The organism is Paenisporosarcina quisquiliarum (genome assembly GCF_027563315.1).
GTDB classification, from domain to species: domain Bacteria; phylum Bacillota; class Bacilli; order Bacillales_A; family Planococcaceae; genus Paenisporosarcina; species Paenisporosarcina quisquiliarum.
Genome location: NZ_JAMKBJ010000002.1, coordinates 345,886 through 358,773, shown reverse-complemented (window position 1 = coordinate 358,773; position 12,888 = coordinate 345,886). Strand labels below are relative to the sequence as shown.

The following is a 12,888-nucleotide window of genomic DNA, read 5'->3' as shown; positions in this document are numbered from 1 at the left end:
AATAGTTCTATTTTTAAAGACATCTTGTTGAATGGTCTAAAAAAGACTACAATTATTTGGGATTTCGAAATAATGGAGGAATTGTCATGCCTAGAAGTGTATGGCTTTTAATAATTGGCATGCTCGTCAATGTAACGGGTAGTTCGTTTTTATGGCCTTTAAATACAATATATTTACACGATCATTTAGGAAAAAGCCTATCAGTAGCAGGCTTGGTTTTAATGGCGAATGCAGGTGCAGGAATCATCGGCAATTTGCTTGGCGGTTACTTATTTGACCGCATCGGTGGTTATAAATCAATCATGCTCGGTATTGTCATCACCATCTTTGGTCTGGTCGGATTAACTCTCTGGCACGGCTGGCCCCATTACGTCTGGTTTCTGACGATTATGGGTTTCAGTGGAGGAATTGTTTTTCCAAGCATGTATGCGATGGTCGGAACTGCTTGGCCGGAAGGTGGTCGTAAAGCGTTCAATGCCATTTACTTGGCGCAGAATTTAGGTGTGGCAATTGGCCCCGCAGTAGCGGGTATTATTGCAGATGCCAGTTTTGATTATATTTTCATTGCAAATTTAGGGATGTATATTATTTTCTTTTTCATTGCAGTTTTGGGTTACCGTCGATTTGATATATCACCCAATATGCATACTTCGGTCATTAATGAAGGGAAAAAGATACGAAATAAAGCTCCATTTTACGCCCTCCTAATCGTTACCAGCGGGTATTTAATGTGTTGGCTTGTTTACGTGCAATGGCAGTCGACCATTGCGACATACACGCAGGAACTTGGACTTACACTGAAACATTATAGCCTCTTATGGACAATTAATGGATTGCTCATTCTTGCAGCACAGCCCATAATCCAACCGATTGTCAAAAAACTGGAACACCGCGTGAAAGCTCAACTAGTACTTGGAATAGTTATTATGATGATTTCATTTATTGTTGTCGGTTATGCGCAAGTATTTTCGATGTTTGTAACAGCAATGGTTATCTTAACGATTGGGGAAATGTTTGTATGGCCAGCTGTGCCGACTTTAGCTAGTCAATTGGCACCTAAAGGCAGGGAAGGGTTCTATCAAGGAATCGTAAACAGTACTGCAACTGTTGGGAGAATGCTCGGACCTTTTGTAGGAGGAGTACTGGTGGATCAATATGGCATGACCGCCATGTTCTTGATCTTGACTTCATTCATGGCATTGGCGATCATTCCAAGTCTTTACTATGATCTTCCTTTAAAAAAGACTGCGTTAAAGAACACTGCAGAAACGGAATGATATAAGTGTACTTTGGAGGGGTATCTCGCTAGAGTGGGAAGTCTGAGAACCGCGAGTTCTCCCAAACAGGAGCGCAGCGGAAACAAAAAGCATTTAAATCTTTAAAAGCAGGATGGGAATTTGCTTGAGCGGTTGCTCAGTCTGACTTTTTGGCAATGACGTCTGAAAAATGAAGCACGACGTCTGAAATAACGGCCTTCACGTCTGAAAACTATGAGTCTCTTTGCCGGAAAGCTAGCAAAGACAACGGAGAGCCAATTTAGGCTCTCCGTTTTTTTGCATAATTGCGTATAGTTTGGGAAAATAGAAAGGAACGAATCGTAAAGTTAGGGTGAGCAAAAATGAAGTCTATAGTTCAACATTTACCAGAGTCCGTCCTTTCGCAAATACTGGAGAACGCTTTTCAATGGTTTGTCGTGGTCGATAAAAATTCCAGAATTCTATATATCAACGAAGACTATTGTCGTTTTTTAGAAGTTGAACGAGATCAAGCTATTGGAAAACCAGTGGATGAAGTCATCGAAAATACAAAAATGCACGAAGTAATTAAATCAGGAGTAGCTGACGTAGCATCACCTCACTACATAAAAGGGACATATATGCTCGCCAATCGAGTACCTTTAATAGTAGATGGGAAAATCGTCGGTGCCTTCGGAAGTGTTGTTTTTCGGGATATGAATGATTGGAAAAAGCTTAGCTCTCATGTAAGGACCACAATGGATAAAATAAACATGACTCCGAATGATGCCCCTAGCAAGTCATATCGACTTGAAGATATTAAAGGTAGTTCACAAGCGATTCGTTCGATAAAAGAGACGATTCAAATGATTGCCCCAAGCGACTTATCCGTCTTGATAGAAGGAGAAAGTGGTACGGGAAAAGAACTGTTTGCCCAAAGTATCCATGGACGTTCAGAACGTGCGGATTTGCCTTTTGTGAAAATAAATTGTGCTGCAATACCTGCAGAATTATTAGAAGCTGAGATTTTTGGTTCCTATCATGAGCATGAAAATAAGCATCGAAAAGGGCGCTTTGAACTGGCTGATAAAGGAACCCTGTTTATCGATGAAATTGGTGCTATGCCATTAACCCTTCAGGCGAAGCTATTGCGAGCTATTCAAGAAGGTGAAGTTGAACCGATTGGTTCCCATATCACGAAACAAGTGAACGTGAGAATCCTCGCCGCGACAAATCGCCCTCTTGGACATTTAATTGAACAAGGCAAATTCCGTGAAGATTTGTATTACCGTATTCAAGCTATAACGTTGCGCATTCCCCCGTTGCGCGAGCGGATGGAAGATTTTACAGAATTGGCTAATACTTTTTTACAGCAATACATAATAAAAGCAGGCAAACGAAGACTGGTGTTATCGAGCCAAACGAGAGAGTATTTACAAAACTACCATTGGCCAGGAAATGTGCGCGAATTACAAAATGTTATTCAAGCAGCAGTTTATTTAGCTGAGGATGAAACAATTGAACCTTCTGCTTTGCCAGAACAATTAAAGCAGGTTCGAAAAAAACAGCATCCCGTATTAGTTAATCTGCAAGAGGCGATCGAAGACCTAGAACGCACAATGATTAAGCAAGCCTTGGTAGATGAAACCGATAAGAGAGTAATAGCGAAGCAGTTAGGACTGAGTCGTTCTACCCTTTATGAAAAAATTAAAAAATATAACTTATGACCTAATTCCGAAAAAGCGGACATAAATCCGATTTTCCGGACTATCTTTTTCGACAAAATCATTGATAATTTCAATAAAATATCGTGCAAGTCCAGAAATTCGGACTAAAATGAAATACATTCCGACAAAAAGTTGTCACAACTACTATTGCGTGAAAATCTAGCATCTGTTTTAATTGCTAGTGAAAGCGCTTTTATTTAAAATTCAAACGATTTCTTGTAAGGAGGAAACCCAATGAAGCCTATTTATTCTTCTGCAGAAGAGGCTGTACAACAAATTCAAAATGGTGCCACATTAATGGTCGGTGGTTTTGGATTAGTTGGTATTCCAGAAAAATTGATTCTTGCACTTGTTGATAAAGGAGTAACCGATTTAACCGTTATCTCGAATAACTGTGGAATTGATGACTGGGGACTTGGTCTTTTATTGAAAAATAAACAAATAAAAAAGATGATCGGTTCATATGTTGGTGAAAACAAGGAATTTGAACGCCAAGTACTATCTGGCGAAATCGAAGTGGAGTTGACGCCACAAGGGACTCTAGCTGAAAAAATTCGGGCGGGCGGCGCTGGCATTCCTGCATTCTTTACTCCGGCAGGCGTTGGTACAACCGTTGCTGAAGGAAAAGAAATTCGTGAATTTGACGGTAAAGAATACGTCCTTGAAGAAGCATTGCGAGCTGACTTTGCACTTGTTCGTGCTGCGAAAGCTGATAAGTTTGGGAATCTTGTTTATAACAAAACAGCGCAAAACTTTAATCCTATGATGGCAGCTGCAGGGAAATTTACCATTGCAGAAGTAGAAGAAATTGTGGAAACAGGAGACTTGGATCCGAACATTATTCAAACACCAAGTATCTATGTACAAGGACTACTGCAAGCATCACAAGAAAAACGGATTGAACGTTTAACGACTCGTTCATAGGACAGGAGGAGACAAACAGCATGGAAAAAGTAAATGTCAGAGAGCGTATTGCCATTCGAGCTGAACAAGAAATTGAAGACGGAAACTATGTAAACTTAGGAATCGGGATGCCCACTTTGGTGGCCAACTATATTTCTCCTAACAAAACAGTAGTTTTACAATCCGAAAACGGGTTACTTGGAATCGGACCTTATCCTAAAGAAGATGAAGTGGATCCTGACTTAATCAATGCAGGAAAGGAAACGGTTACAACAATTCCTGGTTCTGCTTTTTTCACAAGCGCTGAGTCTTTTGCGATGATTCGCGGTGGACATGTTGACGTGGCCATTCTTGGTGGAATGGAAGTATCAGAGACTGGTGATTTAGCAAACTGGATGATTCCAGGCAAAATGATTAAGGGCATGGGCGGTGCAATGGATTTAGTGCACGGTGCCAAGAAAATTATCGTCATCATGGATCATGTAGCAAAAGATGGTTCAGCTAAAATCAAAAAGCAATGTGAATTGCCATTAACGGGTAAAGGCGTTGTCAACAAAATTATTACTGAACGTGCATTAATTGAAGTAACACCAACTGGTTTAGTTTTAAAAGAAGTTTTCGAAGGATTCACTGTTCAAGACGTCATTGATTCTACTGAAGCTTCTTTAAATGTTGATAATGTAAAAGAAAATGTGAAGTTCTAATACGTCTAAATAAAATTTCGGGGGAAATTTATTCATGGATACAAGTATTGTATTAAGTATGATTGGTCTTATTGGGGGACTAGCTTTACTGATAGTTTTAACACTGAAAGGCGTTAACATTCTGATCGGTGGTCCTGTTTCAGCATTATTCGTTGCTTTAATGAGCGGTCTGCCGTTATTTCCACAGATGGTTGCAGAGGGAGAGGCAAACTTTGTTACCAGTTATATGACAGGTTTTACTTCATTCATTTTAGCTTGGTATTTGATGTTCTTACTTGGTGCCATCTTCGGAAAAGTAATGGAAGACAGTGGTGCAGCTGACTCAGTTGCCAAATGGTTTGTTGATAAATTGGGTATGAAATTTGCCGTACTTGCAATTGTGAGTGCTTGTGCAATTCTTACATATGGCGGCGTAAGTTTGTTCGTTGTAGCATTCTCTGTTTATCCAATGGCGATTTCTTTATTCAAGCAAGCAGATTTGCCACGTCGTTTTATTCCAGCTACATTAGCTTTGGGATCAGTAACATTTACGATGACTTCTGCAGGTTCTCCAGAGATTCAAAACTGGATTCCAATTCAATTTTTAGGGACAAATCATCTTGCAGGTTGGGAAGTCAGTTTGATTGTAGCTGTGTTCATGGCTGTATTCGGTTATTGGTGGTTGAAAAAACTTATTAATAAAGCAGTGAATAAAGGGGAACGTTTCGAAGATCGTGAAACAGATCCAACATTTGATGTTAACCGTCCATTGCCAAATCCATTCCTAGCAATGATTCCATTATTAGTGGTATTGGTAATATCGTTCATTTTCCATGAAGAATTGAAAACTTCAGCATTAATTGTTGCTTTGCTTGGTGGTATTATTGCAACGTTTATCGTTAGTTGGAAATACTTTAAAGCTCCATGGGAAGCAGTATCTGCTGGTACTGTAGGTGCAATTATTGCAATTGGTAACACTGCTGCTGTTGTAGGTTTCGGCGGAGTTGCGAAAGCGGTTCCTGCTTTCGGTGTAGCTGTTGATGCAATGGCAAGTCTTCCTGGTTCACCATTGATTGGTGCTGCCGTAGCTGTATCTGTTATCGCGGGTATGACTGGTTCAGCATCCGGTGGTCAAGTAATCGCTTTACCACTACTGGCTCCTGGCTATGTGGAAGCTGGTGTTAATACAGAAGCGTTGCACCGTGTTGTCGCAATTTCATCGGGTGCGCTTGATTCACTACCTCACAATGGTTATGTAGTAACAACAATTCAGTCCATTTGTAATGAAAAATATAGTGCTGCTTATTGGGCAGTTGCAGCAACTACAGTTGTGACACCAATTATTGGTGTAATCATTGCGATTGTACTATTCACATTCGGTTTTGGACTTTAATTAAACAATCTCAGCCGCCTCGCGCGGCTGTTTTTATTGGAGGAAAATAAAATGGTAAAAGATAAAGTGTTATTCATTACAGGTGCTGCACAAGGAATTGGTTTTCAAATTGCACAGGAGTTTGCTTTGGCAGGGGCGAAAGTCGTCTTGACGGATTTGAACGAAGAAAAAGTTAAAGAAGCTGCTGCTTCACTTGGTTCAGATGCCATCGGTTTAAAATGTGACGTAACTGTAGAAGATGAAATTATCAAATCTATCGATGAAACGATTGCCCATTTTGGCAAACTTGACATTTTGATCAACAATGCAGGAATGCAACATGTTGCCATGCTGGAAGATTTCCCGACTGCACGCTTTGAATTGTTAGTAAAAATCATGTTAACTGCTCCATTTATCGCCACGAAAAATGTATTGCCACATATGCGCAAACAAGGCTTTGGCCGTATAATCAACATGGCATCAATCAATGGATTAGTAGGGTTTGCGGGTAAAGCGGCTTATAACTCGGCTAAGCATGGCGTGATCGGATTAACGAAAGTTGCCGCACTTGAAACAGCAGCTGACGGCATTACAGTAAATGCAATTTGTCCGGGTTATGTGGACACACCACTTGTGCGTAATCAATTGCAAGATTTGGCAACCACACGAAAGGTTCCACTTGAATCTGTGCTTGAAGAAGTTATTTATCCATTGGTTCCACAAAAACGATTATTGGACGTGAAGGAGATTGCTGATTTAGCTATGTTCTTATCAAGCGAATCGGCAAAAGGCATGACGGGACAGGCAGTTGTGCTGGACGGCGGATATACTGTTCAATAAATCTTGTGCTTTTTGAAAACTTCGATTACAATAAAAAACAATAGTGTAAGACTGTGAAAAGGATCAGTAAATAATGTTGTGTTTTTAGAGAGCCGACGGTTGGTGGAAGTCGGTATCACAAGTTATTGAACTCGCCTTGGAGTCTGCAGTGGTGAAGTAGTAGTAACCGGTGCCGTTTTCCGCGTTAAGGAAACAAGTTGAGCAATATTTATTGCTAATTTGGGTGGTACCGCGGGAGTATGCGTATAACTCTCGTCCCTTAGTCTTTTTGACTAATGGACGAGAGTTTTTTTATTTGGTTTTGTTAAATGTTACTGTTGATATTCCGCAAAACAGTTACGCTTTCCGCGGGCTTGCGCCGAACTAACTCGGACTTAATGTCCGAGTGGATTTCGGCACTTCGCTGTTCCCGCTGGAGTCTTCACTTTTTTGCTCCATATCACTAAAACGTAAGCTACTTCATATACATGTTCACTTTTATGATTGTAGTGGAAGGCGGCGACTCCAGCGGAATAAGCGTGTCCAAACTAGACCCCGCAGTGAGCATAGCGAATGAGGAGGCTAGTGGACCGCCCGCGGAAAGCGTCCGCCTGGAACGAAAATCAACAATATCGTTTAACAGAGTCTTTATTTTAAGGAGGAAAAGATATGAATTTCAAACATCAACAGATTGAAAAAAAGTGGCAATCGTATTGGGAACAAAATAAAACATTTAAAACAGGGAACGATTCATCAAAACCGAAGTTTTATGCTTTGGATATGTTTCCTTTCCCTTCAGGTGCAGGACTGCATGTAGGTCATCCAGAAGGATACACGGCAACTGATATCTTGAGCCGATTCAAGCGTATGCAAGGATATAATGTTTTGCATCCAATGGGATGGGATGCATTTGGTCTACCTGCAGAACAATATGCACTTGATACGGGGAATGACCCTGCTGAATTTACGGCTAAAAACATAGCAACATTCAAGCGTCAAATTCAGGAACTTGGTTTCTCTTATGATTGGGAACGTGAAATCAATACTACCGATCCATCTTATTACAAGTGGACGCAATGGATTTTCCTTCAACTACATAAAAAGGGATTGGCTTACGTAGATGAAGTGGCAGTGAACTGGTGCCCAGCGCTTGGAACTGTACTTGCAAACGAAGAAGTGATTGACGGGAAGTCAGAACGAGGCGGGCATCCGGTAGAAAGACGTCCAATGAAGCAATGGATGCTTAAAATTACTGCTTATGCTGATCGTTTAATCGAAGATTTGGCTGATTTGGATTGGCCAGAAAGCATTAAAGATATGCAACGGAACTGGGTAGGACGCTCAGAAGGTGCAGAATTGACATTTAAAGTAGATGGCACAGAGCATTCATTCCGTGCATTTACAACACGTCCGGATACTATCTTTGGTGCTACATACGCTGTATTGGCACCAGAGCATGCATTAGTTAAAGACATTACGACTGCTGAACAACGTGAAGCGGTAGAAAAATATATTGAATCCGTGAAGCTGAAAAGCGACTTGGAACGTACCGATTTGGCGAAATCGAAAACGGGTGTATTTACAGGTGCTTATGCACTTAACCCCGTTAATGGAGAGAAAATGCCGATTTGGATTGCTGACTATGTATTGGCTTCATATGGTACAGGGGCAATTATGGCAGTACCTGCTCATGACGAACGTGATTATGAATTTGCTAAGCAATTCGAACTTCCGATCGTTGAAGTTGTTGCAGGTGGAGACATTTCAAAAGAAGCTTATGCAGGTGAAGGTGAGCATGTAAACTCTGATTTCTTAAACGGTCTGGACAAAACTGAAGCAATTGAAAAAGCGATTGCTTGGTTTGAAGAAAAAGGAACAGGCGAAAAGAAAGTAACTTACCGTCTTCGTGATTGGTTATTCAGTCGTCAACGCTACTGGGGTGAGCCGATTCCTGTGATTCACTGGGAAGATGGATCGATTACAGCGATCGATGAATCAGAACTTCCACTGATTTTACCGAAATCTAATGACATTAAACCAAGTGGAACGGGCGAATCACCACTTGCAAAAATTGATGAATGGGTAAACGTTGTTGATCCGAAAACTGGTATGAAAGGCCGTCGTGAGACGAACACAATGCCAAACTGGGCAGGTAGCTGCTGGTATTACTTGCGCTATATTGATCCAAAGAACGATCAAGCAATTGCTGATCCGGAATTAATTAAACAATGGTTGCCTGTCGACATTTATATCGGTGGAGCGGAACACGCAGTACTTCATTTACTGTACGCTCGTTTCTGGCATAAAGTGTTGTACGATATTGGTGTTGTACCAACGAAAGAACCTTTCCAAAAACTATTCAACCAAGGAATGATCTTGGGCGAAAATAACGAAAAAATGTCTAAATCAAAAGGGAACGTCGTGAATCCTGATGATATCGTGGAAAGCCACGGTGCAGACACTCTTCGTTTATATGAAATGTTCATGGGACCTTTGGACGCGTCAATTGCTTGGTCGGAAAATGGACTTGACGGTGCCCGTCGATTCCTGGATCGAATCTGGCGCTTGTTCGTAAACGAAGACGGTTCAATTAGCGATAAAATTGTGGATACAAACGATGGAACACTCGAAAAAGTGTATCATCAAACAGTGAAAAAAGTGACGGAAGACTATGAAGGAATCCGTTTCAATACGGCGATTTCACAAATGATGGTCTTTATCAATGATGCTTATAAAGCGCCACAAATTCCGATTGAATATGTAAAAGGATTCGTTCAGCTTCTTGCTCCTGTTGCGCCACATGTGGCAGAAGAGCTTTGGGAAAAACTTGGAGGCAGCGAAATGATTTCCTACGTGGCTTGGCCAACATTCGATGAATCCAAACTAGTTGAAAACGAAATTGAAATGGCTATCCAATTCAATGGCAAGGTTCGTACGAAAATGGTTGTCAGCAAAGACTTCTCGAAAGATGAGTTGGAGAAAGCTGTTTTACAGGACGAAAAAGTGATTGAAATTCTTGACGGAAAAGAAATCAAAAAAGTCATTGCCATTCCTGGTAAGCTTGTAAATATTGTGGTCGGCTAATGGAACCGATACATGTTGTATTAATACTTGTCGTCATTGCATTTTCTTGGAAGATTTTTTCGATTTTGCGTCATCCGGAAATTTCTAAATCGAACAAACGGATGGCTCTCAGTGTATTTGTCATCTCACTGATCTCATTCGCCATTGCATTATATTTTGCAGGTTAATAGGCAACCTCAGTCACTGTTAAAAGTGGCTGGGGTTTTTCTATGTCAATCAAAAACTTAGAAAGTTTCATTTTTCAAAAAATTAGTTGTCTGATAGAATTTGTAAGGGTGATTTTATGAATAGAGGACAAATAATTGTATTAAATGGCGTTTCGAGCTCTGGAAAATCTTCACTTTCAAAAGAATTAGTCAAGCTCCTGCCTAATTATTTTCATTTAAGCATTGATGATTTTGATTTAGTCATTGAAAAAATGGAGGACCGGGATCGTGGCCGCTTAATTCCGGTTCCAACCGAATATTTCTTCCATCGCACGATCCAAATGTTCTCAGATAAAGGAGTTAATTTAATTGCAGACCAAATTCTTCATAATAAGGAGACGTTGGATGATTTCCATCAGACACTTAACGATTACCCAGTTTTATTCGTAGGTGTTCATTGTTCAAAGGAAGAGTTATCTCGACGTGAAAATGCACGAGGGGATCGTCATAGTTGCCTCGCTGCATCTCAACTCACTTTTGTACATCAGCAAAACGAAAAGTATGATGTAGAAGTAAATACGGAGGACTCAACAATTAAAGAATGTGCAGAGAAAATTTTGGCGTATGTTAAGAAATAGCAAACAAGCGCAGTCGCCAAATCACATCAGAATATAAATGTAGTGAAGCACAGCTATACTAATACCAATTTTAAAAAAGGTGGGAACCCTTTCAATGAATAATTCAGATCTTCTTCAGGATTCTTTTAAACAAACGAAATACCAAGTTGGTGGACACGGAACAAGAAACGTACAGATATTGAAAGATGCATTCGACTCTGTTGAAGGTCAGTCAGTTAGCGATTTGTATGGGAAAGGGGAAATTATTGAAGCCTTTCAAGCAAAGATGGCTGCGTATTTAGGAAAAGAATCAGCCGTATTTTTCCCGAGTGGCACGATGGCACAGCAAATCGCATTACGTATCTGGTGCGATAAAAAAGATGTGAGAAAAGTGGCATATCATCCATTGAGCCATTTAGAAATACATGAGGAAGATGGCTTGAAAGAATTGCATCACATCGAAACGGTATTGTTGGCTGACAAACACAGGGTAATTGAGCTGGATGATGTGCTAACTATGAAAGAAGATATTGCTTGTTTGTTGCTAGAGTTACCTCAGCGTGAAATAGGCGGTCAATTACCGTCTTATGAAACTCTTGAAAAAATCTCGATTCATTGCCGTGAAAAAGGAATTATGTTGCATTTGGATGGTGCCAGACTTCTTGAAATTCTTCCTTATTATCAAAAGACTGCTAGTGAAATCTGCAGTTTGTTTGATAGCGTGTATGTGTCGGTCTACAAAGGGATTGGTGGAATTGCTGGGGCAATTCTGGCAGGTGACCAAGCCTTTACGCAAGAATCAAAGATTTGGAAGCGACGTCACGGGGGAGATTTGATTAGCCTCTATCCTTATATAATCAGTGCTGATTATTATTTTGATCAAAGATCAGAAAAAATGGGTCAATATTATGAGCATGCAAAAGAGCTTGCCACACTTTTCAACTCTTGCTATGGAATAACGACATTGCCTCAAGAACCTGTCTCAAATATGTTTCACGTTCATTTCCATATGGCAAAAGAGCAAATGGAAATGATTTTAGCAGGAATCCATAAAGAAACGGGGATTGGTCTATCCAGTTATTTAAGGGCAACGTCTGATGAGAGTTGTTTCTTTGAAGTGAGCTTAGGAGACTTGTATGAGAGTGTACCAAAAAGTGAGTTAAGGAAAGTATTTAATTTGCTTGATCAGAAGATGAAAGAGATTAAGAGCTAATGCTATGGAAGGGGGAAGTGACAAAATCACTTTTCCCTTTCCTTTATTTGTACATGCCTCTTGCTAGCATTTAGAAACCTTATAATTATCGATTAATGTCCAATGAAATTAGCGGCGAAATTAAATCTGAGGCATAGTATCAACCAATCGTTTACCTATTATGTTAAAGCACTCCGTCCTGCCAAAAATCCATGTTCCTTTTTATATCAGAATGAATTGTGAAGGTATAAATTACCTCCTTTTTCATCGTTTAATCCATGTTATGATTCTTTTAGAGCTTTTCAAATTTTAAGATATTTAAATACTGATAGGAAAGCCTAGGAGGAATACATAGATGAAGAAATTAATATCATTCGTTCTGCTGATCTCTTTATTCAGTGGGGTATCATCAGTTAGTGCAATCTCAATGTTTAAGGAACCACCTTTCCAAGCGTACAAAGTAAGCCAAGGGGATTCATTTTGGTTTATTGCTAAAAGATACGGATTAGATTACAAAAAATTAATGGAGCTAAACCCAACAGTGGATCCAATGCAAATGAAAGTGGGATCAGTGATTCAACTAAAACCAGCTTCACAATCAACTCCATCCCCAGCTTCAACAGCTCTATCAGCATATGAACAACAAGTGGTTACACTGGTAAATCAAGAACGTGCAAAAGTATCTCTTCCAGCTTTGAAAGTTGATGCGAAATTATCTGAAGTAGCAGGCATCAAATCACAAGATATGAAAAACCTTAATAGAATGTCCCATGACGGAACTTATGGATCACCTTTCGATATGATGAAATATTTTGGAGTTACATATAAATCAGCTGGCGAAAATATTGCTCAAGGTCAAACAACACCTGCAGCAGTCATGAAAGCTTGGATGAATTCTCCAGGTCATAAAGCTAACATCTTGAGTAAAAACTTTACTCATATCGGAGTTGGGCATGTAGCAAGTGGAAACTATTGGACTCAACAGTTTATAGGGAAATAAGAAAAAGAAGTGTGGTTAATTCCATGCTTCTTTTTTTCAAACGCGTCACTGTCTCAGAAACAACCGTGAAATTTTCAACAATCATTAAAGTTCTAGTTAACATGAATGGT

The 12,888-nt window shown here is 40.0% G+C and carries 11 protein-coding genes and 1 other annotated feature; all 11 genes read left to right on the top strand.

The annotated features are described in order from the left end of the window. Positions 1 to 86 precede the first annotated feature (86 nt). The 11 genes from M9R32_RS03970 (at position 87) to M9R32_RS03920 (ending at position 12,778) form a co-directional block, all read left to right on the top strand. Positions 87 to 1,277: an MDR family MFS transporter gene (locus M9R32_RS03970; RefSeq protein ID WP_269925452.1), complete on the top strand. Its 1,191-nt coding sequence runs from the start codon at positions 87 to 89 to the stop codon at positions 1,275 to 1,277. Positions 1,278 to 1,618: 341 nt separating this feature from the next. Beyond that, positions 1,619 to 2,962, top strand: a complete 1,344-nt coding sequence (locus M9R32_RS03965; protein ID WP_269925451.1) for a sigma-54 interaction domain-containing protein — start codon at positions 1,619 to 1,621, stop codon at positions 2,960 to 2,962. 234 nt (positions 2,963 to 3,196) lie between these two features. Continuing rightward, on the top strand, positions 3,197 to 3,886 hold the full coding sequence (locus M9R32_RS03960) for a CoA transferase subunit A (RefSeq protein WP_269925450.1): 690 nt from the start codon (positions 3,197 to 3,199) through the stop codon (positions 3,884 to 3,886). A gap of 20 nt (positions 3,887 to 3,906) precedes the next feature. Then, positions 3,907 to 4,569: a 3-oxoacid CoA-transferase subunit B gene (locus tag M9R32_RS03955; RefSeq protein ID WP_269925449.1), complete on the top strand. Its 663-nt coding sequence runs from the start codon at positions 3,907 to 3,909 to the stop codon at positions 4,567 to 4,569. A gap of 34 nt (positions 4,570 to 4,603) precedes the next feature. After that, complete coding sequence (locus M9R32_RS03950) at positions 4,604 to 5,941, top strand: GntP family permease (RefSeq protein ID WP_269925448.1); 1,338 nt, start codon at positions 4,604 to 4,606, stop codon at positions 5,939 to 5,941. Between the two features lie 51 nt (positions 5,942 to 5,992). Further along, entirely contained in the window at positions 5,993 to 6,760 is a 768-nt protein-coding gene (locus tag M9R32_RS03945) for a 3-hydroxybutyrate dehydrogenase (RefSeq protein WP_269925447.1), read from the top strand. A gap of 44 nt (positions 6,761 to 6,804) precedes the next feature. Beyond that, positions 6,805 to 7,023: a binding site (T-box leader), on the top strand. Between the two features lie 385 nt (positions 7,024 to 7,408). Beyond that, positions 7,409 to 9,823, top strand: a complete 2,415-nt coding sequence (leuS, locus tag M9R32_RS03940) for a leucine--tRNA ligase (protein ID WP_269925446.1) — start codon at positions 7,409 to 7,411, stop codon at positions 9,821 to 9,823. Then, a complete protein-coding gene (locus tag M9R32_RS03935) occupies positions 9,823 to 9,990 on the top strand; it encodes a hypothetical protein (RefSeq protein ID WP_269925445.1) in 168 nt (55 codons plus the stop codon). Before leuS ends, M9R32_RS03935 begins: the two co-directional genes overlap by 1 nt. Positions 9,991 to 10,106: 116 nt before the next feature. Beyond that, entirely contained in the window at positions 10,107 to 10,607 is a 501-nt protein-coding gene (locus tag M9R32_RS03930; RefSeq protein ID WP_269925444.1) for a phosphotransferase-like protein, read from the top strand. 94 nt (positions 10,608 to 10,701) lie between these two features. Then, a complete protein-coding gene (locus M9R32_RS03925) occupies positions 10,702 to 11,799 on the top strand; it encodes a threonine aldolase family protein (RefSeq protein ID WP_269925443.1) in 1,098 nt (365 codons plus the stop codon). A gap of 334 nt (positions 11,800 to 12,133) precedes the next feature. Then, positions 12,134 to 12,778: a CAP domain-containing protein gene (locus M9R32_RS03920; RefSeq protein ID WP_269925442.1), complete on the top strand. Its 645-nt coding sequence runs from the start codon at positions 12,134 to 12,136 to the stop codon at positions 12,776 to 12,778. Positions 12,779 to 12,888 lie beyond the last annotated feature (110 nt).